General features: G+C 48.2%; 20 protein-coding genes. 11 read left to right on the top strand and 9 right to left on the bottom strand.

Going from position 1 to position 22,636, the window contains the following annotated elements:
* The first annotated feature begins 89 nt into the window (after window positions 1–89).
* Entirely contained in the window at window positions 90–1,670 is a 1,581-nt protein-coding gene (locus tag DTO96_RS04080) for an RsmB/NOP family class I SAM-dependent RNA methyltransferase (protein WP_114562335.1), read from the top strand.
* A gap of 1 nt (window position 1,671) precedes the next feature.
* Window positions 1,672–2,286, top strand: a complete 615-nt coding sequence (locus DTO96_RS04075) for a phospholipase D-like domain-containing protein (RefSeq protein ID WP_114562334.1) — start codon at window positions 1,672–1,674, stop codon at window positions 2,284–2,286.
* A 234-nt stretch (window positions 2,287–2,520) separates the two neighbouring features.
* On the opposite strand, the gene DTO96_RS04070 is transcribed toward DTO96_RS04075, so the two are convergent.
* Entirely contained in the window at window positions 2,521–3,255 is a 735-nt protein-coding gene (locus tag DTO96_RS04070) for an SAM-dependent methyltransferase (protein WP_114562333.1), read from the bottom strand.
* Between the two features lie 3 nt (window positions 3,256–3,258).
* A complete protein-coding gene (locus DTO96_RS04065; protein WP_114562332.1) occupies window positions 3,259–3,861 on the bottom strand; it encodes a Maf-like protein in 603 nt (200 codons plus the stop codon).
* Window positions 3,862–4,006: 145 nt separating this feature from the next.
* Here DTO96_RS04065 and DTO96_RS04060 point away from each other — a divergent pair, with 145 nt between their 5' ends.
* A complete protein-coding gene (locus DTO96_RS04060) occupies window positions 4,007–4,525 on the top strand; it encodes a YceD family protein (protein WP_114562331.1) in 519 nt (172 codons plus the stop codon).
* 415 nt (window positions 4,526–4,940) lie between these two features.
* On the opposite strand, the gene DTO96_RS04055 is transcribed toward DTO96_RS04060, so the two are convergent.
* Entirely contained in the window at window positions 4,941–5,861 is a 921-nt protein-coding gene (locus DTO96_RS04055; RefSeq protein WP_114562330.1) for a LysR family transcriptional regulator, read from the bottom strand.
* A gap of 254 nt (window positions 5,862–6,115) precedes the next feature.
* Here DTO96_RS04055 and metE point away from each other — a divergent pair, with 254 nt between their 5' ends.
* The 4 genes from metE (at window position 6,116) to DTO96_RS04035 (ending at window position 10,779) form a co-directional block, all read left to right on the top strand.
* Complete coding sequence (metE, locus tag DTO96_RS04050) at window positions 6,116–8,416, top strand: 5-methyltetrahydropteroyltriglutamate--homocysteine S-methyltransferase (protein WP_114562329.1); 2,301 nt, start codon at window positions 6,116–6,118, stop codon at window positions 8,414–8,416.
* A 162-nt stretch (window positions 8,417–8,578) separates the two neighbouring features.
* On the top strand, window positions 8,579–8,761 hold the full coding sequence (gene rpmF / locus DTO96_RS04045; protein WP_114562328.1) for a 50S ribosomal protein L32: 183 nt from the start codon (window positions 8,579–8,581) through the stop codon (window positions 8,759–8,761).
* A 113-nt stretch (window positions 8,762–8,874) separates the two neighbouring features.
* The gene (plsX, locus tag DTO96_RS04040; RefSeq protein ID WP_114562327.1) at window positions 8,875–9,927 is read left to right on the top strand and encodes a phosphate acyltransferase PlsX; all 1,053 of its coding nucleotides are present in this window, start codon (window positions 8,875–8,877) and stop codon (window positions 9,925–9,927) included.
* Between the two features lie 165 nt (window positions 9,928–10,092).
* On the top strand, window positions 10,093–10,779 hold the full coding sequence (locus DTO96_RS04035) for an IS1595 family transposase (RefSeq protein WP_114562080.1): 687 nt from the start codon (window positions 10,093–10,095) through the stop codon (window positions 10,777–10,779).
* Window positions 10,780–10,836: 57 nt separating this feature from the next.
* Here the strand turns inward: DTO96_RS04035 and DTO96_RS04030 are convergent, their stop codons facing one another.
* The 6 genes from DTO96_RS04030 to DTO96_RS04005 all read right to left on the bottom strand — a co-directional run bounded on the left by DTO96_RS04030 (window position 10,837) and on the right by DTO96_RS04005 (window position 17,915).
* Window positions 10,837–11,496, bottom strand: coding sequence for an ABC transporter ATP-binding protein (locus DTO96_RS04030; RefSeq protein ID WP_114562326.1), 660 nt, complete (start codon window positions 11,494–11,496; stop codon window positions 10,837–10,839).
* Window positions 11,493–12,278, bottom strand: a complete 786-nt coding sequence (locus tag DTO96_RS04025) for an ABC transporter permease (RefSeq protein WP_114562325.1) — start codon at window positions 12,276–12,278, stop codon at window positions 11,493–11,495. The genes DTO96_RS04030 and DTO96_RS04025 overlap by 4 nt, the downstream gene beginning before the upstream one ends.
* An 8-nt stretch (window positions 12,279–12,286) precedes the next feature.
* A complete protein-coding gene (locus DTO96_RS04020) occupies window positions 12,287–13,267 on the bottom strand; it encodes a KpsE/RkpR family capsule polysaccharide export protein (protein ID WP_157964318.1) in 981 nt (326 codons plus the stop codon).
* Between the two features lie 234 nt (window positions 13,268–13,501).
* Window positions 13,502–14,683, bottom strand: a complete 1,182-nt coding sequence (locus DTO96_RS04015; protein WP_157964317.1) for a polysaccharide biosynthesis/export family protein — start codon at window positions 14,681–14,683, stop codon at window positions 13,502–13,504.
* Window positions 14,684–14,714: 31 nt separating this feature from the next.
* Entirely contained in the window at window positions 14,715–15,779 is a 1,065-nt protein-coding gene (locus DTO96_RS04010) for a DUF2279 domain-containing protein (RefSeq protein WP_114562322.1), read from the bottom strand.
* 48 nt (window positions 15,780–15,827) lie between these two features.
* Window positions 15,828–17,915: a capsule polysaccharide biogenesis protein gene (locus DTO96_RS04005; protein ID WP_114562321.1), complete on the bottom strand. Its 2,088-nt coding sequence runs from the start codon at window positions 17,913–17,915 to the stop codon at window positions 15,828–15,830.
* Window positions 17,916–18,288: 373 nt separating this feature from the next.
* Between DTO96_RS04005 and cysD the strand changes: the two genes are divergently transcribed.
* From cysD to cysQ, 4 genes are read left to right on the top strand one after another with little or no spacing between them, the layout of a single operon-like run.
* Entirely contained in the window at window positions 18,289–19,173 is an 885-nt protein-coding gene (gene cysD, locus DTO96_RS04000) for a sulfate adenylyltransferase subunit CysD (RefSeq protein ID WP_114562320.1), read from the top strand.
* Window positions 19,173–21,047 carry a sulfate adenylyltransferase subunit CysN gene (gene cysN, locus DTO96_RS03995; protein WP_114562319.1) on the top strand — a complete coding sequence of 625 codons (1,875 nt, stop codon included), beginning with the start codon at window positions 19,173–19,175 and terminating at the stop codon, window positions 21,045–21,047. The genes cysD and cysN overlap by 1 nt, the downstream gene beginning before the upstream one ends.
* The gene (locus DTO96_RS03990) at window positions 21,047–21,838 is read left to right on the top strand and encodes a sulfite exporter TauE/SafE family protein (protein WP_114562318.1); all 792 of its coding nucleotides are present in this window, start codon (window positions 21,047–21,049) and stop codon (window positions 21,836–21,838) included. The genes cysN and DTO96_RS03990 overlap by 1 nt, the downstream gene beginning before the upstream one ends.
* An 8-nt stretch (window positions 21,839–21,846) precedes the next feature.
* The gene (cysQ, locus tag DTO96_RS03985; RefSeq protein WP_114562317.1) at window positions 21,847–22,608 is read left to right on the top strand and encodes a 3'(2'),5'-bisphosphate nucleotidase CysQ; all 762 of its coding nucleotides are present in this window, start codon (window positions 21,847–21,849) and stop codon (window positions 22,606–22,608) included.
* Window positions 22,609–22,636 lie beyond the last annotated feature (28 nt).

The raw sequence follows: 22,636 nt of genomic DNA, 5'->3' as shown, positions 1-22,636 counted from the left end.
AAAAGCCTGAATTTACTTTTTCCGCATTTTTTATTAGCAACACACATCCGCACCCCACCCTCGTGGCGTGCACCACAGAAAGAAGCAGCATGAACGACGACATTAAATCAGCCAAGAAAAAAAGCTACAGCAAGAAGCCCAGTAAAAAAGAACGTTTAGAACAAGAATTGGCCAACAAATCAGCACAAGAACGTGTGGCAGCGGGTGGCGTACACATTCGTGCCGATGGCGTCGCGGTGAGCACGGCGGCTTTGGCCGCGCGCCAAGCGGCTTTACGTGCAGCAGGTGTCAATGTGGGCATAAGCAACACTGATACACCCTCCAAAAAAACACGCACAACACGTGCACAAGCGGGCTTATCGCCCACGGTTGTGCGCATCGAAGCGGTCAGCCCGCAAGGTGATCGCTTGGCTCAATGCTTGTGGAATGCCCAGTGCTTGTTGCTTGACGTCTTGAAATTTGATGTGGCCGCCGATAAATTGGTGTCACGCTATTTACGTGAGCATCGCGAATTGGGGCCGCGTGACCGCCATGTGGTGGCCGAAACAGTGTTTGCAGTGTTGCGCCAAAAGCGAGTCTTCTCTCATTTGGCACAAAGCGGTGGCGGCACGCTCGAACGCCGCTTGGTACTGCTTGGTGCGCGCGGTTGTACGACTGAGGCGGGCTTACAAGCAGCGATTGCCGAAGACGAATGGTCGTGGATTTCACAAGTTTCAACCGTGGACACCCGCACCTTACCTGCTGCCGTGCGCAGCAATTTGACTGATGAGTGGTTTGCTCAGCTCACGCAAGCTTATGGCGAAACCGATGCATTGGCATTGGCCGAAGCCCTCAACACCGCCGCACCATTGGACATTCGTGTCAATACGATTAAATCGTCGCGTGAAGCGGTGCAGGTGGCATTGAAAAACGCCGCATTTGACAGCGAAACCTGTGCACTCGCCCCACTCGGCTTGCGTTTAAAAGGCAAACCCGCGTTACAAAAAACCGATATTTTCACCAGCGGTGCGATTGAAGTGCAAGATGAAGGCAGTCAACTGTTGACCCACTTGCTGGGTGCAAAACGCGGTGAAATGGTCGCCGATTTTTGTGCTGGCGCAGGTGGAAAAACACTGGCCATTGGTGCCATGATGCGCAACACAGGTCGCTTGTACGCTTTTGACACCGCTGCACACCGTTTGGCCAAACTCAAACCACGCTTGGCTCGCAGCGGCTTATCCAATGTGCAAGCAGTCGCCATTGACACCGAAACCGATGCCCGTGTGAAGCGTTTATACGGCAAGCTTGACCGTGTGTTCATCGATGCACCATGCAGCGGCTTGGGCACATTGCGTCGCAATCCAGATTTAAAATGGCGTCACGGTGTGGACAGCGTCACCCGTTTGTCGGGCATTCAAGCCAACATTTTAAACAGTGCAGCCAAACTGGTCAAAGTCGGCGGTACGGTGGTGTACGCCACGTGCAGCGTATTGCCAATTGAAAATCAAAATGTGGTCAATGCTTTTTTAGCTGAGAATCCAAACTACGCCTTGGTCGACGTCACTGAAGCACTGGCTGTGCAAAACATCACATTGCCTGAAGGCGCGGCACCTGCTGGCATGCTGCAACTGTTGCCCCATTTACATGGCACAGATGGCTTTTTCGCTGCCTGCATGAAACGGGTTTCTTGATATGTTGTTGCGACGCACTCTGACGTGCTTGACCTTGATAGCGGTCGGCTATGCTATGGGTGCGTACGTGATGGCATGGGATGCATTGGCCAAATCGCCCAGTCTCACCACACAAACAACGGCATCCAGTAAAGCCAACAGTGCGGCGCAAATCAAAGTGTTGTTCAGCCCAAACGATGATGTTCAGGGTGAAATTGTCAGCGCCCTCAATGCCGCGAAAAAGCAAATTTTGGTACAAGCTTATTTACTCACCGATGACAGCATCACCCACGCCCTGATGGCCGCCCATCAGCGTAAAGTTGATGTGCGTGTTTTACTTGATGCCGTCCGCACACAACAAGCGTCTGGCTCTGACGCCAACGCTTTATCCCATGCAGGCATCAACGTTAAACTTGAAAACCGCTATGAAAACGCCCACAACAAAGTCATCGTCATCGATGCGGGCTTACCCTCTGCGGTTTTGTTAACAGGCTCATACAATTTCACCTACACCGCGGCCAAAAAAAATGCGGAAAACCTGTTGATGATTCGCAATGCGCCCGATGTGGTCACACGTTATGTCAACAATTGGATGGCGCATGATAAAGAAGCCATTCCCTATGTTCCAGCCCCCTAAACAACATCACAGCCTTCCAAAAAAAACGCACCAGTAAGCACTGGTGCGAAAGAGGGAGATGAAATGTTTTAGTCAACCAAGGGAGCTTGCACTCGACCTCGACTAAACCGCCACACAACGGAACAAATAATAGCACAAACGCACGTTCGTGCTAAATTATTTTAATTTATCTGTCACCCATTTAATTTAACGGTGGATCGGCCAACGCAGCCATCGCCAATGACGCCTTGTTCCTCAGGCCAAGAACAGGAACAGCGTTGGGCGTTTATGCAAATCAGGCCATGTCTTGTTTTTGTTGCATTTTTGCCACTCAGCCACACTCAGTGTCAAAATATACTGTGTTGGCAAAGTCAAATCTGCGCCCACGCACAATTGAGTCTGCGGATGAAGCGTCTTGCACAGTGCCTCAAGCAACTGCATGTTGCGGTACGGCGTCTCAATGAACATTTGCGTTTGCTGAGAGGCGCGTGACTCGGACTCCAATTTTTTTAATTCGGCTTGACGTTGTACCGCATCAATGGGCAGATACCCATGAAAAGCAAATTTTTGCCCATTCAAACCACTGCCCATCAAAGCCAGCAGTATGGATGAAGGCCCCACCAATGGCTGTACGGCGATGCCAACGGCATGTGCTGCTGCGACCAATCGCGCCCCGGGATCGGCGACAGCGGGACAACCCGCATCCGACACCAAGCCCACATCATGCCCAGCCAGCAGGGGCGTGAGCAGCTGCTTGATGTCGGCATCAGGCGTATTGACATTGAGTTCACCCATCGACACCTCTTGCAACGGTGTCGTGATGCCAACGGCTTTCAAAAAATTACGTGCAACTTTAGGATTTTCCACCACAAAATGTGTGCAACGCGCCGCGATGGCTTGCACCTCTGCGGGCAATACGGCCGCCAAAGTGTCATGTGAACCCAAGGTATTGGGAATCAGGTACAACGTACCATACGTGAGAGAAGCCATGATTTATGCCTGTGTCGAGTAAAAAGTGATGCCAATGGCACGCAACATGTCGGTCAACGCGATCAAAGGCAAACCAATTAAAGCGGTTGGATCATCCGATTCCACTTTTTCTAACAAAGTGATGCCCAAAGCCTCCACTTTCGCACTGCCCGCGCAATCGTAAGGCTGTTCAATGTGCAAATACGCCGACAACTGTTCGTCGGGCAAGTTGCGCATGGTCGCTTTGGTGATGACATTGCGTGCCTCATGCTGTCCCGTGCGCGCATCAAATACGCACAAAGCACTGTGAAACAACACCGTTTGCCCTCGCATCATTTGCAGCTGTTTAAGGGCGTTGGCATGGTTGCCAGCTTTACCCAGCTGAACACCATTGACAGTCGCCACTTGATCTGCCCCGATGATCACGGCATCGGGGTGCAGTTGTGCAATCGCACGGGCTTTTTCAATGGACAAACGCAGGGCGGTTTCAGGCGGCGTTTCGCCAATCAATGGTGCCTCATCAATGTTTGGACTGGCGACAGTGAAAGGCAAATGCAAACGTGACAACAACTCTTGTCGGTACTTGGATGATGAACCTAAAATAAGGCGTGGATTGTTGGATGACATGATTTTCATTCTAATAATTTAAACAAGGGGACATAAAAAAGTTGCGCATTGTATACCGACGCGAAAGGCGGTATTATCGCAAAGTTTACAGCACCGCGCCGCACACATTCGCGCGCAACACCTTCAATGCAAGAGAAAGTAAAAGATGACCACAGAAAACCAAGCCCCAATGCTGCGCGATGTGTTCGCCCTCGCCAACAACGCCGTCACATTAACAGGCGATTTACCCATCGCAGATTTAACACGCATGCGCCCCGAGCTCACGCAAACAACAGGTGCTCTGCACTACACCATATCGGGTCATTTGAATGAAAAAAAATACCCGTTATTGCACCTTCAAATCACGGGTGAGTTGAGCATGGTCTGCCAACGTTGTCTAGAAGAGGTGACCCAGTCCATTGACATCGACAACACCTTGCATCTGGTCGCCAACGAAGCCGATCTGGACAGCGAAGAAGATGAAATCAATGCCATCCTCGCAGGCGATGAGTCACCTGAAAAAATCGTGGGCAGCACATCCTTTGACCTACTCAATCTACTGGAAGACGAGGTCATTTTGAGCCTGCCTCAAGCCGTGACGCATGACGTTTGTGAAAAAACATTGCCCACCGCCGCAGGCGAAAAACCATCGCCATTTGCGGTATTGGCGAAACTGAAGTCATAAACGGAGCAAGTGAAGTCCACAGATCCATCGTTGCTGATTTTAAATGTTAAAGGCAGTGAGCATAAAGACCCATTGACGGGTCACTGCTTGCTGTTTTCTTTTACACAGACAATAAAACAGTGGGCATAGAACACTCAATTGGTCAGCCACTGTTTATGGTTGGTTTACCTGTGCAATTAAAATAGGCTTAATACTGCCCATATCAGCCCCTTGTCCAGCAGGGGCGGACAAAGAAAAGGAAAAACCTTCGAAAGAAACTTCCGTTCTTGATCTTTCATCCGCACCAACCCCTTATTGAAAAACAAGAAAAGGGCATTCAATCGTTTGCCCCCCTCTTTCTTTGGTTCATCCAGCAAGCAATGCGGATGCAAACAATTTATTTTTCACCCCCTGCTATCCCTACCATTCCCCTGCATCACAACAGTTTAATCCCCTCCAGCTGCGCCGCACACACATCGCGGATGATCCCCACAAAATCTTGCACATACGTCGTTTCAGCCAAATGTTTGGGCGTCATGGCGTATAACTGACTCCACAAACCTTTTTTGCCGATTCGCTTGCCCAACACATAATCATGGTCGATGTAATTTTTCACGCCCCAACTTGGCAACGCCGCCACCCCACGCCGACTGGCCACCAATTGCAAAATCGCCACCGTCAGCTCCGCAGTGCGCCGCTCCAGCTTAACCCCTGCTGGCGTTAAAATTTCACGAATAAAATCAATCCGCTCCTCAGGCACAGGGTAGGTAATGAGCGTTTCATCGATAAAATCCTCTGCTGCAACCATGCGTTTGCTGCGCAAAGGATGCTCATTCGCAATCAACGCCAAAATTTCAAATTCAAACAAAGGGGCAACGTGCAGATGACGGGTTTCTTCAAGGCGCTCAGGCAATGACCCAATCACCATTTCGGCTTTATTTTCATCAATCAACAACAACGGAAGCTCATGAAAACCCGCCACCAAGTCGACTTCCACTTCAGGCCAGCGGCGGCGAAACTCATCCATCACGGGCATCAACCAATCAAAGCAAGTGTGGCATTCCAACACGATGCGCAGCTGCCCGCGCGTATCGGCTTTAAGGCGAGCGATGTCCCGCTCTGCCGTGTTGACTTGACTCAACACATCACGTGACAACACCAACAAACGCTCACCCGCAGCGGTGAAGCGTAAACCACCTCGGCCTCGCTCAAACAAAGCCAACCCATAATGCGACTCCAGCGCCTTGATTTGATGTGACAACGCGGATTGGGTTAAATACACACGCTTGGCGGCATCTGTGATTTTGCCTGATTCAGCAATGGCGACGAGAGAACGAAAATGGCGAATATCAAGCATATTATTTTTACATTAAAAAATAGAAGAGCGCCTTGGTTAGACCCGTTAGACGAACACTTCATTGAAAGGAAAGGAATGGAATGAAAAATCTGAGTTGAAACCGAAAGACCGAGAGAATGGCTCACAACAACGTGCCCCCCCAAGACCCGCGACACTCAAACATTAATTTAATTCATGTTTTTTTGAAAATATACCATTTTACTAATGACAACACAAGCGACATACTGCAGGTCTCAACATTTAAGGAGAACAACATGACCATCAGCAGCCACATCCTCGGCTTTCCACGCATCGGCGCACAGCGCGAATTGAAATTTGCCCTAGAATCATTCTGGCGCGGCGACAGCGACGTCTCAGCCTTACAAAACGTTGCCCACACCATTAAAACAAAAAATTGGCAAACCCAAATCGATGCACACTTGACCCATGTCACTGTCGGCGACTTTGCATTTTACGATCAAATGCTCAATCAAAGTCTGATGCTTGGCTGCATTCCCAAGCGCTTTGGCTTTGATGCCAGTCACATCACACTGGCACAGACATTCGATTTGGCTCGCGGCAACGCAGCGCAACCCGCCATGGAAATGACCAAATGGTTTGACACCAACTACCACTACCTCGTACCAGAGTTGGCCCAAGACATTCAATTCAAAGTCAACGTGGATGCCATTTTGAGCGATATTGATGCTGTTCGCGCTTTGGGCGGCGAAGCCAAACCCGTCATCATCGGGCCACTGACCTATTTGTGGTTGGCCAAAATACACGGTCAAAACTTCAACAAGCTTGATTTGTTGCCCACATTGACTCAAGCTTATGCCGATATTTTGAAAGCATTCAAAGCACGCCAAGTCACTTGGGTGCAAATCGACGAGCCCATTTTAAGCTTGGACTTACCTGGCTTTTGGCTCAATGCATTTGACACCGTATATGGTGAATTAAACACGGTGGGCTGCAAAGTATTGCTCACCACATATTTTGAAGATGTGTCTGCCCACATTGCTCGCATCAATAAGCTACCCGTTCAAGGGGTGCACATCGATGGCGCACGCGCGCCCCAGCAAATCGCCGCATGGGTGGATCACTTACCAGCAGACAAAGTGTTGTCAATTGGCATCATCGATGGTCGCAACATTTGGCGCGCCGATGCCAGCGCCCTGATTGGCCAACTGCAAAGCGCCAAAGCCAGTTTAGGCGACCGCCTTTGGGTCGGGACATCGTGCTCATTGTTGCATACCCCCGTATCGCTCGAATTTGAGAGCAAACTCGATCCAGAAATTCGCAACTGGTTGGCTTTCGCCACCGAAAAAGTGACTGAAATCGGTGTCATCACCCGTGCATTGAATGAAGGCAATGGCGCAGTGACAAGTGAACTCGCACAATCTGATGCCGCACAATACGCGCGCCGCAACTCAAAACGCGTCACCAGCGACTTTGTGCGCAACCGTTTGGCCAGCGTCACCACCGCCATGAGCACTCGCGTCACACCTTTTGCGCAACGCATTAAAAAACAACAAGCGCACTTGAATTTGCCATTGTTCCCAACCACCAGCATCGGCTCATTTCCACAAACCACGGAAATTCGTCAACTGCGTGCAGCTCACAAACGGGGTGAAATCGGCGCACTCGACTACCTCGAACGCATCCGCGAACACATCAAACTCGCCGTTGAAGAGCAAGAAAAACTTGACATCGACGTGCTCGTTCACGGCGAAGCTGAACGCAATGACATGGTTGAATTTTTTGGCGAACACCTGTGGGGTTACGTGTTCACCGCCAACGGCTGGGTACAAAGTTACGGCTCACGTTGTGTGAAACCACCCGTCATCTACGGCGACATTTATCGCCCAGAACCCATGACCGTGGACACCACACGCTATGCCCAATCGCTCACCAACAAACCCATGAAAGGCATGCTCACTGGCCCCATCACCATGCTGCAATGGTCTTTCGTTCGTGACGACCAACCGCGTGAATTGACAGCACTGCAACTTGCGTTAGCGATTCGCGACGAAGTGCAAGACCTCGAAACGGCAGGCATCACGGTCATTCAAATCGATGAGCCCGCATTGCGCGAAGGCCTGCCGCTCAAACGCCGCGACTGGGCGGTTTACCTCGAATGGGCCGTGCGTGCATTCCGCCTGTCGTCTGCGGGCGTGGCTGACACCACACAAATCCACACGCACATGTGCTATTCAGAATTCAATGATATTTTACCGAACATCGCCGCCATGGATGCAGACGTCATCACCATTGAAACCTCGCGCTCAAACATGAAACTGCTCAAAGGCTTTGGCGACTTCAACTACCCGAATGACATCGGCCCTGGGGTGTACGACATCCACTCGCCCCGCGTCCCATCCGTTGATGCCATGACCTTTTTACTCGAACGCGCCTGTGAAGTCATCCCTGCTGAGCGACTTTGGGTCAATCCTGACTGCGGTTTAAAAACACGCGGCTGGGAAGAAACACGCGCCGCATTGAGTCACATGGTCTCCGCAGCAAAAATCATGCGTAAAAAAGTAAAAGCTGAACAACTGGCTGACGCTGAGGTATAATTTCGAACCAAGTAAAACTGAGGTCAACATCGGCCTCAGTTTTTAAGAAAAGTGTCGTAAATTGAGCCAAACAAATCACTCGCTCGCCACCAATTATAAATAAACCTTGGCAAAACGACTAAATTTGTCTAAAATACTCAATTCGCAATCAGGAGAAGCAAAATGGCAGTTCAACAGAACAAAAAATCAGCATCAAAACGCGGTATGCACCGCGCGCACGACTTTTTGACAGGTCCAGCAATCGCAGTTGAGCCAGTAACAGGCGAAACTCACTTGCGTCACCACATCAGCCCGAACGGTTTTTACCGTGGCAAAAAAGTCATGAAAACCAAAAACGACGAATAATCATTCGTTTCAATGTCGCCCTGCATCATGAGTGACATGACCGTTTTCAAACGACAAACAAGCTGGTTTATACCAGCTTTTTGTCATTGTATTTAAAGTTACCGTAGATTCACATGAGCCCAAGCCCAACGTCAGCCCCCACCCACAACACCATCACGCTGGCCGTCGATGTCATGGGTGGAGACACGGGACTCGCAGTCACCCTTCCCGCTTGCGCTGCATTTTTAGGCACACACACCAACGCCATTCTGCTGCTGGTTGGCGACGAATCAAAAATACGCGCCAACACGCATGCTGGCAACTTGGTGAACCACCCCCGTATACGCATCGTACACGCCTCTGAGCTGGTCACCATGGACGACGCATTGGAGGTTGCCTTGCGCCGCAAAAAAGACTCCTCCATGCGCGTGACCATCAATCAAGTCAAAGAAGGTACTGCTCAAGCGGCAGTTTCGGCAGGAAATACGGGCGCGCTCATGGCCGTGGCACGGTTCGTCCTTAAAACATTGGACGGCATTGACCGCCCCGCCATTGCATCCGTGATGCCCAACATGGACAATACGGGCACAACTGTTTTAGATTTGGGTGCCAATGTGGATTGCAGCGCAGAGCATTTACAGCAATTTGCCCTCATGGGCAGTGCTTTGGTATCGGCGACCACACACACCGCCCACACAGACAATCCCCGTATCGGGCTCCTCAACATCGGCCACGAAGACATCAAAGGCAATGAAGTTGTCAAGCAAGCCTCCATCCTTCTACAAAAAACACCCATCAATTTTGTTGGCAACATTGAGGCCGACACCATATTTGAGGGGGGGGTTGAAGTCGTCGTGTGCGATGGTTTTGTCGGCAACGTGTTGGTCAAAACAGCAGAAGGCCTGAGCAAAATGATTCGCACACGCCTGATGGATGAACTGACTCAATCATGGTGGCGCAGAGCGGGATCGGCCACGGCCATGCCTGCACTCAACGCCTTTCGCCACAAAATCGATAACCGTCGCTACAATGGCGCCGCTTTATTGGGTTTGCGGGGCGTGGTTTTCAAAAGCCATGGCAGCGCAGACGCATACGCATTTGGCTTTGCTTTGCAGAGGGCATATGATGCTGTGGCGCATGACATGCTGATGAAAACAACCCAAATGCTTGAAAAACTTCAGTCTTAAATACACAGAACAAGCCAGCAAAAGTCAAAACTCACTTTTCAAATTGCCAAAAAAAACAACCGTTTTCCAAAAACGTCAAGGCTGCTCACATTTAATTTAATTGTGATTAAATTAGGGTCTTAGGAAGCAAACGCATTAAAATATGCGCTAAGCTCTTGAGACCAAATGAAAAACAAGTACTTCAAACATTCAAAAATTAGCGAAGCGAAGTTTCGCCAAATTTTACGGTATTTTGCCCTTGATTTAACGGCAACGGAATGTGCTGCGTTAAGCGGCATATCCGTTCGTTCAATCAACACCATTTACCTCAAGATTCGTCGTCGTTTGGTGATTGTTTGTCTCCAAGGCTCACCACTCAAAGGAGAGTTGGAAGCCGACGAATCATATTTTGGTCCGCATCGTGTTCGAGGTAAACGCGGACGTGGTGCTTCAGGTAAAACCATCGTGTTTGGTTTACTCAAACGTGATGGCAATATCTACACTGAGATTGTGCCTGATGCTTCCAAAGCCAGCCTGCAAGCCATTATTCGTGGGAAAGCAGACATTAACAGCGTTATCCATACCGATGGTTGGCGCGGCTATAATGGCTTGGTGGACATCGGGTTTGATAAACACTTCCGGGTGAATCATGGTGCCGATGAGTTTGTAAATGGTTCTAATCATGTGAATGGGATAGAATCATTCTGGAGCTATGCTAAACGTCGTTTGGTTCAGTTTAACGGCGTTCCGAAAAACACATTTTTACTGCATTTGAAGGAAACTGAATTTAGGTTTAACCATCGCAAAAGCGACTTGTATAAAGTGCTTCTTAACATGCTGCGAGATGAGCCGTTATTGAATTCTGCTTCCTAAGACCCTAAATTAAATGTGAGCAGCCTTGATCATTGCAAAAACATGTTTTCCTTATGATTACTTGTGCATTTGACTTGTATTATAGAAGTTATATGCCGTGTCCATATTTTCAAATTGATGCATGATCCCTCCCTCCAAAACACAGGCATTCTCACAATGCTTACGCACCAAGTTGGCATTATGAGACACCAGAATCATCGCTCGATCTTTACGTTTTTCAAATAACTCGTATTGGCATTTTTCGGTAAATCTTGAATCACCAACAGCAATCACTTCGTCGATCAAAAAGCAATCAAACTCAATTGCCATGGATATAGCAAATGCCAGACGGGCTCGCATACCCGATGAATACCGCTTCAAAGGTTCTTTTAAAAAACCACCCAACTCCGAAAAGTCTTCAACAAAATCACGTACATACTCCATATCTGCCCCATACACACGGCAAATAAAACGCATGTTATCCATCCCCGTTAAGCTGCCTTGAAACCCACCACCAAAAGCCAACGGCCAAGAAATCCTCATGTCTTTAATGACCCGACCAGAGGTCGGCGGTTCAACTGAACTCAAAATACGAATAAGGGTTGATTTACCCGCACCATTTCGCCCAAGAACACCAATTTTTTGACCTTTTTCCAGCCTAAAGTTGATGTCATTCAACACTGTGCGAGGACCACTTCCAGTGTGATACACCTTAGTTACATGCTCCAATGCAATCATGATGGCTCCACCCCTCGACTGTACTTTTGCACCATGACCAAGCCCACAAAAGTCATCACCACATTCACAACAATAAGAAACCAAGGGTTTTCATGGGTGCGCACCACAGTGCCAAAATAGCCATGCCGTAACATTTCAGTGCCATGTACCATCGGCATCCACAGTAGGACTTTCTGTACGGTAAAGGGTACAGAGTCGACAAAGACAAAAGCACCCGAAATTGGCATCAAGACCATGCTAAATGCTCGCCACAATTGGCCAAATACCTCTATGCGCTCCGCCAACACCCCCACAATCAAGCCCAAAGCGCTACCAAACCATGCAACCAATACCCATGCATACACCATATATAGGATATTGGCGGGTGCGGGGATGATCCCAATAAAGATAAACACCAACATCAAGCCAATAAAAGCCACCGTATTGCCTGCAAGCTCCAACAATATCCTTGAAGTGAACACATCCAACACCCGAACATTACGGTGATATAACAGGCTGATGTTTGAACCAATCGCATTTAAAGATCGATTTGCGGCATCTCGCCACATCATCGTCATCGGATAACCCGTGAGCATAAACGCCACAATATTCAGCTTAGAAACAGTGTGAGCACCACTAAAAGTCCATATTGCCAAGATTGCAAGGGTGATCAATAAGGGCTCTACAAACAACCATAAAAAGCCAATGTTGTTGCGTCCGTAGCGCGTAATGATTTCTCGCATCAACAATGCGCTGATGACTCGTGTCTGAATGTGGAATGAACCGCGAACATTTTCTGTCATGACGGCTCTCAATCCTGATGCTCTTTGACACTGGAAATCAGCAATCTCAAAATGCCATAAATGATTAAACCCAACACAAAAGTGGTGAAAATATTCAGGATTCGCTGCGGCTCACGCGCCATATCGGGCAAATTGGGTTGAGCCACGCGCTCTAAATACAACTGTTTACGTTGTATTTCATTTTTTGCGGACTCCATTGAAGCCAAGGATGCCGCATATTGCTGTTCCGCCATCTTACTTTCCAAACTTAAACGCTCAAACTCTGCAGCTTTATTTGAAAACGATGTGTTACCCACCCCAGCAATGGCCCCTAATTCAATGGCTATTTCTTTTCGAACCGAGGCTTCACGCGCGTTTAATGAAGGGATTTGTGGGTTTTTAGGGGTCACGGCCATGACTTGGGCTTTTTGTGTTTTGATTGCAATCAACTCGTCTTGTAGCTTCGAGACCAGTTGCAATTGCACTTTGGTTTGCTGTTGCAAATCAAAAACACCATTTTTTATGCGAAACCCATTCAATTGATCGGCGATCTTTTTGACATTGGCCGCGGATTCTTTCACATCTTTTTCAGAAAACTCAACCAAATCATTTCGCGCACGATCATTCAATTGATTGATGAGCGTTTCAGCCTCTCTTAAAAAACTCTCATTGATGTTTTGTGCCATCTCAGGTGAAAATGCCTTGCTCTTCAGGATTGTAATCGATGAAGATGAGTCCATTTCTATAGAAAATTTATCTTGAAAATAGCGATATAAATCTTCTGCTTGACCACCGAATCCTAATGCATTGAATCGATTGATAAAATCAATACTTGATGATGAAAAATGTTCTTTGAGCTTTAAGTTTCCATTCAACTTACTCAAAGCATCTCGTGAGCGCATGAATTCCTGCACAGTAAAGGTATCATCCTGCGATCTAGAAAAACCAGCACCTTGAAGCAAGGCACCTAAGCCCGACAAAGAGCCTTGAGTGCGGGGGCTTCGAATCACAAAACTGGACTCCGATACATAAACATTGGAAGCAAACACTCCAAAATAAATCGCGCTCAATAGCGTGGGCACCACAACAACGCCCATTAACAATTTATTTTTTGAAGTTTTTTTAAAAAAACCCGTTAAACCCTTCGTAATTTGCTTTTCTTTTTTCTTTGAGCTTACTTGTACATCTAACAATGGATTTGTCATATTTTTTCTCTTGCGTTTTAAAAAGTCTCAAACTGCTATTTAATCATTGGCCAACGCATTTGCGGTCGCATTAATTAAGTTAACTGCACGGGTGGTTTCATATATTGGTGAGGTCAACGTTGACACGACCTTCAAGAATTTTTGTAAATCGGTAATGGGGGCGTTGGCGACGAACAATACATCTCGATCTCGCATGGGAAAGTTTTGCGTATAAAACATCGCATCGGCATCTTTTAAATTGATGCGATACACCACAGGAATTTTGTGATTGGCATTGGTCGCAGGGGTGTTTTCAGCCAAATTTAACACCTCTGGATTTTCGTACCTAAATACAAAAACCCCACTGGCATCCGCTAAACTGTCTTGTAAGCCACCCACACGCCCAAGCGCCTTCGCCAAGGAAATGCCCTGACTCTCAAAGTTAATCTCGCCTGCTTTGCCCGATGCCCCAAGCGCTGTAAAGCTATAAGGCTGCAAAGTCGAAGTGATTACATCACCCGCTTGCAAAACGATGTTTTGTCGTGGGTCTTGGGTGATTTGAATCAAAGGCAATGAACGGACTGTTTTGCCACGGGTCAACTGCAATGTTGTTTTATCTGCAGCATATGGCACACCACCTATGGCAGACACCGCATCCAGCACACGCTCTCCTCTGGGGGTCAACGGCAAGGTGACACTTTTCCCTTCGCGAATGATCGTCACCGCGGCAGAGTTATTTTGAACAGTGCTCACCAGCACCTGAGGCTGATTGGCCATGTCTTTTAAACGATGGACGATGTCAGCTTGCACCTGAGAAGCCAATTTCCCCTTGACGCTGATTCTGCCTGCAAAAGGAACCTGTATGGCACCACTTTTATCAACCATTTGTACTGGCAGCTGGACCGTCTGTGCGTGCCCAGATCCCAAAGCACCTAACGATCCGCCCAACAAAACAGCGGGTGGAGCCTCCCAAATTGAAACTTGCAACAAATCCCCAACACCTATCGCGCCAGAATAAGCCTCTCCACCCCATGTTTCAGAAAACAAGGCGTGCTTCTCAAAGCTCAGCAATTGATCGGCAATGGCCTCGTTCACATCCACGACTTGAGTGTGATTTGGGTTGTCTTGGTTGGCCAAATTTAGAATATTTGATTTTTTTGGCCCTGAAGACGAGACAGTTGAACAGCCCGTGATCGCAAAAATGACAGACACCCCAAGCATCAGCTTAGAAGCTTTTTTCATGTGAAACATCTTTATTTTCCTTAAAACTTTTTTAGAAATCGCTGTTTTTTCGAACTGCGGTGTAAGGCAGTTGGATGTGCTCGAAGAAGAATCGACCTGCTTTTTCATAGCCATTGTCTTGCGGCTCAGGCGAGCCAAACACCAGTTGTGACAAGTTAACGCCAATGCCAACAAAACCGTGACGTTTACGCTCTTGACCATCTTTTTTGGCTTCTTTACTAAAGCCCCGTGTGTAGTAACCAGCTTGCAGCTCAACATATTTTAAAGGCGTGTCTTTCAACGATTTTACGCCAGACAATTTTAAAGCGATTAAATATTTTTGCCCTTCATAATCAGACAAAGGGCGAAATCCTTTGTAACCTGAAGGCTTATACTCCATGCGATAATCAATTAGATCTTTAATTCGCGGGTGAGTTTGACGTAAGTAGGCAAACCCTGTGCCCAAAGCATTCATCACAAAATCTTCTTTTGAAAAACCGTGATCACCAGACACACCATCAAAGATTTCGACATACAGCATCAAAGCCTGAGTCAAGAGTGCCGCGCTTAAAGCAGCGCGCTCTGGCGTTCTGCCCTGCGCTTGCAAACGTTCAGCGAATGCATTGGTCAAAGTGTAGCTGGTGAACGCATGACCCAATTTATCGGTGCCACCAGAGCCTGTTTGCTTACCAAACCAATGCTCTGAATTAAAATGAAAAGAGCTGCTGCCCCATTTCCAACTTTTAACTCCAATGGCCGTGATTCCAGCAAAAGTGCCTGCGGCTTCCCACTTGATGCTTTTTAAGTCTTCTTCCGCGGCATTCCATGAATATGCTTGGCTGCTTTTCATTGAATCTGGTGCTGGTGCAACATTTAATTTGGCCTCATCCATTTTTGGATGGTTTTGAGTGGATGCGCCAACGGCATGCACGGTTGAACCTTCAGGAGGAGGAGCATTCATATCCGTTGGGTTTTGGAGCGATTGCGTCAATACGCCACCCACATCAGCTGAAGTGGGAAGCGCCCTAACATCTTGTGCATGCACCGCTCCCACATTCAGCAAAGCTGCTGACAAACCGACACGCCATAACCATGTTTTATTAAATGTTGCTCTCATAATCGCCTTAACCCCACGTGTTTGAATAAAAGTCTACGCAATAATACACTAATTAGAACCACGGTTTATCCATGCTTGGCTCAATATTTTTGCTTTCCGAACCTGCCTTTGAAAATAGCCTATTTTATGCACTTTAAGCTTTTCACCCATCATTCCATCGCGTTGCTCAACAATCCGTTGAAGCACCGCCTCACAACTGGTGTAGCCTTTCAAATCCCAATCCCAATAGAACGGGTATTCAAGTAAAGCCCCAGCCACCAACTCATCAACATTCAATGTTCGCCGTCGCCTTGGAATTTGGGCTTTATCCTCTGTCAAGCCCCAGCCTGCATAAAAGGGCCTTCCAAAAACCACGATCCGCTTGCCTCTGAGTAAGGCATCAAAACCTGTCAATGAGGTCATGGTATAAACATCATCTGCTGCCTCTATACAGCTCACGACAGACCACTCGGTTTCGATGTGGTCAGCCAATTGGCGTGCGGCATCTATGTTCACTTTGCCTTTGCGATTGCTGGCCATGACATCGGGATGAGGTTTATACACAATAAATGCATCAGGATTTTCATCTCGTGCTGCTTGCAACAATGCCAAATTTGTTTTTACGTGCTCGCAGCCATATCGAATAGACGCATCGTCCTCAACCTGCCCAGGAACCAGAATCACTTTTGCCCCACGGGCATCCCAAAGCGGCGAACCACGAAGTTCAGTATTGTATTTGGTGATGCCTTTTTCTACAATAAAAGCCCTGACTTGCTTTGCCCTTGATGTCAGTTCCAATGAAAAAACAGTGTCATTCAATATTTTTTCTAAATCAGACTCTTGGGTTGGATCAAAATAAATGCCAGAGGCGTCCAGCACCAAAGATTGAGGTCGAATCAAATCGGATCCCAGCCCAACAGAGCGCACAAAACCGTCCTCCATACGAAGTAAGCGCACCCCATTTAACGCACAAAGATCGGCCAGCCCTGTGGGTGCATCACGTCCCCAATGCACCAAGCAATCTTCACCAGATGGTTTCAACAAGGCGGCGGCTTGTGCATTTTTAACAAAAGCCACCTTATTTGAAAACAGTGACAGCATGGGTTTAATGTTCGCAGCCTTCCAACGCCGAAAGCCCACACAAATCATGCGTCCAGCATATCGCTCCGACATCTCTTTTTGCTTCCTCAACCACTGAATGGCATCAAAAACATCACCCTGCTGACGGGTAATCGGGTTTAAATAGCGGGCGTAACAAAAATACGCGGCATAGAATAATTCATCAACAGTACGTTGTCGAGTGCGCCGAGCACACACCTGGTGATCGTTCGTCACGCCCCAACCCGCGTACCACGGCATACCAAACACCGTCACAGGCTTCCCCATCAATAAAGCCTCAAACCCCATGGTGGAAGTCACCACATACACATGATCCATGCGCTCGATGAGGCTCAATGGGTTAACTGCCTCACGAATGACAACCGTACGCTCATCGTCTTGAACTTCGGTTAAATAGCCTCGTTTGCTTCCCGCTGAAACTTCAGGGTGGGTTTTCACATAAATCAGAGCATTGGGATGCTCCAACCGTGCAGCGCGAAGCATATACTCAAATGTTGAAGCATCCGCCGCACCATATTGGACGCTCATGTCCCCAAAGGTTTGATCCACCAATAAAATTTTATGCCCCACACTGCTTAATCGATATTTTGCCAAATCCACTGGCGTCGCATGGTTGTATTTGCTCAATTGATATTGCCGAATGAACTCTCGGGCATGCTGAATGATGCCGCCATCACAATCAAAGTCGCCTTTGCTGTTCAGCAACGCCTCTAAACTGGAGGGATGGGTCGCGTCATAATAGATCCCTTTTTCATCTACAACCACAGACAGTGGCGGATGCGTGGCTCCTGTTGCAAAAGAGCGCAAAAAACCATCTTCTAATGCAACAAATGGCAGATTTTTTTTAAGTGCATATTGTCTAGCACGAAGGGTTGTGGGCCTCAACCCCCAACCCGCCACAGCAGTTAGAGCCGCCCCTTTGGAGAAGGCATTCAAATTGACCAAACGGGCACACACCATATTGGATAAGAATGGAATTTTTTTAATTCCTCTAGAAAACACACCAAAAACATGATGGTCTTTATCAGCACACTGCATCCGTATCCCCATAAAAAGATTGAATCAATCGCACAAAGGCATTGCGCCGTCAACATTAAAAAACAACACAATGCAGCGTAAAACCACCTTCTCAATTGGACAGGCCGCTCAAACACATGCCCGTAAGCATTTGACTTTATTTGGGCTTTGCGTCCAACAAAGCCGTTTCCTCTTCAGCAACCTGCTCCTGTAAGTGTAAAGCCACGCATTAAACCCCAGTAAATCCCACATTTTTTCCACTTAATGACATGTGTGATGTTAAAATCCACCAGCTTTGCATTGTCAACAATGCAGATTATACCTATGCTCGCATGTTATCAACAGCATAACAAACAGAATGGCAAGCAACTGAACACATAGATCAAGGACAATTATGCAATTACTTGAGGATGAATCCATAGAAATCATTCGCGAAGCGGTCGCAAATGCTCAAAACCCCGTCATGATGTACTCCATCGGTAAGGATTCATCCGTGATGCTGCATCTGGCGCGCAAAGCCTTTTATCCAGCACCGCCACCGTTCCCACTTTTACATGTGGACACGGGCTGGAAATTCAAAGAAATGTATGCACATCGTGATCGCATGGTCGCCGAGAGTGGCATGAAACTCATCACCCACACCAATCCTTTGGGTGTTGCTGAAGGGGTCGGTCCTTTTACCCACGGCAGCAACTACCACACCGACGTCATGAAAACCCAAGCCCTGAAGCAGGCCTTGGATGCCAATGGTTTTGATGTTGTTTTGGGCGGTGCACGGCGCGATGAGGAAAAAAGCCGCGCCAAAGAGCGCATTTTCTCTTTCCGCGCCCCAGGCCACCGCTGGGAGTCCGATGCACAGCGACCAGAACTGTGGAATCTGTACAACACCCACATCCAAGCGGATGAATCCATTCGTGTTTTCCCCATCAGCAACTGGACAGAGTTGGACATTTGGCAATACATCTATGCCGAGGACATTCCGATTGTGCCCCTCTATCTCGCGGCACAGCGTCCTGTCGTCAAACGAGATGGGCAGTGGATCATGGTCGATGATGAACGTTTCCCATTTGCAGAAGGTGAAACCGCAGAAATGCGTCAAGTCCGCTTCCGCACATTGGGCTGCTGGCCGTTAACGGCGGCCGTTGAAAGCGATGCCAATACATTGGAAGGCATTATCGCAGAAACATTCACATCGCGGAGCTCAGAACGTCAAGGCCGCCTTATCGACTCGGACACACCAGGCTCAATGGAAAAGAAAAAACAAGAAGGGTATTTTTAATGAACAGCTTAAATGCTCAAGAGGTCGCCACGTACCTAGACAGCCAACGCAACAAAGACACGCTCCGCTTCATCACCTGCGGCAGTGTGGATGATGGCAAAAGCACATTGATTGGCCGCTTACTGTTTGAAAGCAAAAATATTTTTGATGATCAACTGCAAGCGTTGGAAAACGACTCTCGCCAATACGGTACCCAAGGTGAAAAGATGGATTTGGCCTTGCTGGTGGATGGTTTGCAAGCCGAACGTGAGCAAGGCATCACAATCGACGTGGCCTATCGTTTTTTTGCAACGGACAAACGCCGCTACATTGTCGCCGACACCCCTGGTCACGAGCAATACACGCGCAACATGGCCACAGGCGCATCCACTGCCGACTTGGCCGTCATTTTAATTGACGCGCGCAAAGGCATTTTGACACAAACCCGCCGCCACAGCCGCATTGCCAACTTAATGGGCATCAAGCACATCGTCCTTGCAGTCAACAAGATGGATTTGGTCGATTACGATGAAAGCACATTTAACACCGTTGTTAAAGCATACAGCGAATTCACTGAAGGTTTTGGCTTTTTGAGTATCAAAGCCATTCCCGTATCGGGTTTAGAAGGGGACAACGTCCTATCGGCCAGCCAACACATGTCGTGGTACACAGGCCCAAGCCTCATGGACTACTTGGACAGTGTGGATGTCAGTGACAAACAAGCGCAACGGGCGTTTCGCATGCCTGTTCAATCCGTTAACCGCCCCAACCTTGATTTCCGTGGCTTTTGTGGACGCATCGCAGAAGGTACGCTGTCTGTTGGTGATGAGATACGCGTTCTGCCATCAGGTGTCAAGTCACATGTTAAAGCCATTTATTCTGGCTTTAACACCGTCGAGAGCGCTCAAAAAGGCGACTCTATCACGCTGACCCTCGAAGACGAAATCAGCATCAGCCGTGGGGATGTGCTGTCCGCAGCCGATGCCCCTCCAGAGGTGGCCGATCAATTTGAAGCCCGCCTGCTGTGGATGAGCCAACACGCCATGGCACCAGGTCGTCAATATTTACTCAAGCTCGCCTGCAAAGAGGTCACCGCAACAGTGACCGACATCAAATTCCGCGACGATGTCAACACGGGCGCTCATTTGGCGGTTAAAACGCTCAGCCTGAACGAAATTGCCACCATCAACATTTCAACAGCCGCACCTTTGGCATTTGAACCCTACGCCCTCAACCGAACCTTGGGCAGCTTCATCCTGATTGACAAACTGACTTTTGAGACCGTGGGCGCTGGAATGATTGAATTCTCATTGCGTCGGGCAAAAAACATCCATTGGCAAGCACTGGACATCAACAAAGAAGCACGCGCTTTAACCAAACACCAAACCCCTCAATGCTTTTGGTTCACAGGCTTATCGGGTTCAGGCAAATCAACTTTGGCCAGTTTATTTGAAAAGCGTTTACATGCCGAAGGCAAACACACCTATGTACTGGATGGTGACAATGTTCGACACGGTTTGAACCGAGACCTTGGTTTTACTGAAGCAGATCGAGTTGAAAACATTCGCCGTGTTGCGGAAGTGGCCAAACTCATGACCGAAGCGGGCTTAATCGTCTTGGTCAGTTTCATCTCACCGTTCCGCAGTGAACGTCGAATGGCGCGCGATCTGTTCGCCAAAGGGGAGTTTATTGAAGTGTTTGTCGACACCCCCATTGACACATGCGAGCAACGGGATGTCAAGGGACTGTATGCCAAAGCACGTCGCGGTGAACTGAAAAATTTCACAGGCATTGACAGCCCCTACGAAGCACCAGAAGCGCCTGAAATCCACTTGAAAACGGTTTCAACAAGCCCAGATCAATCGATTGAGCAACTTTTAAGTGGATTGATCTAATGGATTTGATGTTGATTGCCGCAGGAGCCCTCACAGGGCTGTTGGTTGGCTTAACAGGCGTGGGGGGTGGCGCATTAATGACCCCCATGTTGCTTTTGGTTTTCGGTGTTGCACCACTTTCTGCGATTGGCACAGACTTATGGTTTGCCGCCATCACAAAAATTTTTGCAACACGGGTCCATCATGGCCACAAACTCATTGATTGGCAAATCGTCAAACGCCTGTGGTTGGGCAGCCTCACCGCTTCCGTGGCGACCATTGTTTGGATGAAATATCACCCCATCAATGCAGAATCTGTCAAGTTACTCAAAACCGCCATTTCTATCGCTGTTTTGACTACTGCGTTGAGCCTGTTGCTGCAAAAACCCTTGCAAGCCTTGGGTCGACGCAAACGCATCACCGATGCTTCTCATTTTAAAGCCCTACAAACCCCAATGACAGTGTTGGCGGGGGCAACGTTGGGAATACTGGTATCATTAACCTCTGTTGGAGCGGGCACCCTCGGTGTTGTGTTCTTGTCATATTTGTACCCTTTACGCATGACACCGCCCAAACTCATTGCAACTGACCTGATGCACGCCATTCCATTGGCTATTTTTGCAGGCATTGGTCATTTGTTTATGGGGGATGTTAATTTCACGCTTCTTGGAAACTTGCTGTTAGGCTCAATCCCAGCCGTACTCATCGGCGCCAGCCTGTCTGCACGTTTACCTCATGCTGTGTTACGCAGCCTATTGGCCATCGTTTTGATGTCAATCGGCATTAAATTATGGTTAACTGTAGGTGCTTAATAAACGTTATGAACATTACCAAAGAACAACTGGACACCCTGTGCTCGATCGCGTTAGATGCAGGGCGTGAAATCATGGCGGTTTATGCCCAAGATTTTAGCGTTTCTCATAAAGAAGATGCTTCACCCTTAACCGAAGCTGACTTACGTGCCGATGCGGTCATTCGTCAAGGCCTTGAACAGCATTTTCCAAACGTATTCATTCTTTCAGAAGAATCTGTTTCGGACCAACAACACACAGCCGAACATTTCTTTCTTGTCGACCCACTGGATGGGACCAAAGAGTTTTTGAAGCGAAATGGCGAATTTACAGTGAACATCGCCCTGATTGAAAACGGCATCTCGATTGCAGGCGTGGTCTACGCTCCCGCATTAGATGAGCTATTTCATGCGGCACGTGGATTGGGTGCATGGGTAATCAAATCAGGACTGAGAACAACATTGCAAGTGCAACCCATTGATGGGAAAACACCTTTGCGTGTCGTCGGTAGCCGATCACATGGCGCAGACAAACTTGAAGCATGGCTGGTCAAACTCAATAAGGCGTACACTTTCACACCTTTCGGCAGCTCGCTGAAATTCTGCCGCATCGCCGATGGTCAAGCCGACGTTTACCCACGCTTCGGTCCTACCAGCCAGTGGGATACAGCTGCAGCACAGTGCGTTTTGGAAACAGCGGGAGGAAATGTTTGGGATCTCAATGGTCAGAACTTGCGCTATGGATTGGAATACAATATTTTAAACCCTGAGTTTATTGCTTCCGCCCCATAACACCACAATAAAAAACAAAAACTGATGC

Source organism: Ephemeroptericola cinctiostellae, assembly GCF_003339525.1.
In the GTDB taxonomy this organism is placed as follows: domain Bacteria; phylum Pseudomonadota; class Gammaproteobacteria; order Burkholderiales; family Burkholderiaceae; genus Hydromonas; species Hydromonas cinctiostellae.
Note: the sequence above shows the minus strand (reverse complement) of the source record. Positions and strands in the feature narration are given on the sequence as shown.

Excerpts from the sequence above, each read along its gene's own strand:
- DTO96_RS04080 (WP_114562335.1), top strand. The coding sequence starts at position 90 with ATGAACGACGACATTAAATCAGCCAAGAAAAAAAGCTACAGCAAGAAG.
- DTO96_RS04075 (WP_114562334.1), top strand. The coding sequence starts at position 1,672 with ATGTTGTTGCGACGCACTCTGACGTGCTTGACCTTGATAGCGGTCGGC.
- DTO96_RS04070 (WP_114562333.1), bottom strand. The coding sequence starts at position 3,255 with ATGGCTTCTCTCACGTATGGTACGTTGTACCTGATTCCCAATACCTTG.
- DTO96_RS04065 (WP_114562332.1), bottom strand. The coding sequence starts at position 3,861 with ATGTCATCCAACAATCCACGCCTTATTTTAGGTTCATCATCCAAGTAC.
- DTO96_RS04060 (WP_114562331.1), top strand. The coding sequence starts at position 4,007 with ATGACCACAGAAAACCAAGCCCCAATGCTGCGCGATGTGTTCGCCCTC.
- DTO96_RS04055 (WP_114562330.1), bottom strand. The coding sequence starts at position 5,861 with ATGCTTGATATTCGCCATTTTCGTTCTCTCGTCGCCATTGCTGAATCA.
- metE (WP_114562329.1), top strand. The coding sequence starts at position 6,116 with ATGACCATCAGCAGCCACATCCTCGGCTTTCCACGCATCGGCGCACAG.
- rpmF (WP_114562328.1), top strand. The coding sequence starts at position 8,579 with ATGGCAGTTCAACAGAACAAAAAATCAGCATCAAAACGCGGTATGCAC.
- plsX (WP_114562327.1), top strand. The coding sequence starts at position 8,875 with ATGAGCCCAAGCCCAACGTCAGCCCCCACCCACAACACCATCACGCTG.
- DTO96_RS04035 (WP_114562080.1), top strand. The coding sequence starts at position 10,093 with ATGAAAAACAAGTACTTCAAACATTCAAAAATTAGCGAAGCGAAGTTT.
- DTO96_RS04030 (WP_114562326.1), bottom strand. The coding sequence starts at position 11,496 with ATGATTGCATTGGAGCATGTAACTAAGGTGTATCACACTGGAAGTGGT.
- DTO96_RS04025 (WP_114562325.1), bottom strand. The coding sequence starts at position 12,278 with ATGACAGAAAATGTTCGCGGTTCATTCCACATTCAGACACGAGTCATC.
- DTO96_RS04015 (WP_157964317.1), bottom strand. The coding sequence starts at position 14,683 with ATGAAAAAAGCTTCTAAGCTGATGCTTGGGGTGTCTGTCATTTTTGCG.
- DTO96_RS04010 (WP_114562322.1), bottom strand. The coding sequence starts at position 15,779 with ATGAGAGCAACATTTAATAAAACATGGTTATGGCGTGTCGGTTTGTCA.
- DTO96_RS04005 (WP_114562321.1), bottom strand. The coding sequence starts at position 17,915 with ATGCAGTGTGCTGATAAAGACCATCATGTTTTTGGTGTGTTTTCTAGA.
- cysD (WP_114562320.1), top strand. The coding sequence starts at position 18,289 with ATGCAATTACTTGAGGATGAATCCATAGAAATCATTCGCGAAGCGGTC.
- cysN (WP_114562319.1), top strand. The coding sequence starts at position 19,173 with ATGAACAGCTTAAATGCTCAAGAGGTCGCCACGTACCTAGACAGCCAA.
- DTO96_RS03990 (WP_114562318.1), top strand. The coding sequence starts at position 21,047 with ATGGATTTGATGTTGATTGCCGCAGGAGCCCTCACAGGGCTGTTGGTT.
- cysQ (WP_114562317.1), top strand. The coding sequence starts at position 21,847 with ATGAACATTACCAAAGAACAACTGGACACCCTGTGCTCGATCGCGTTA.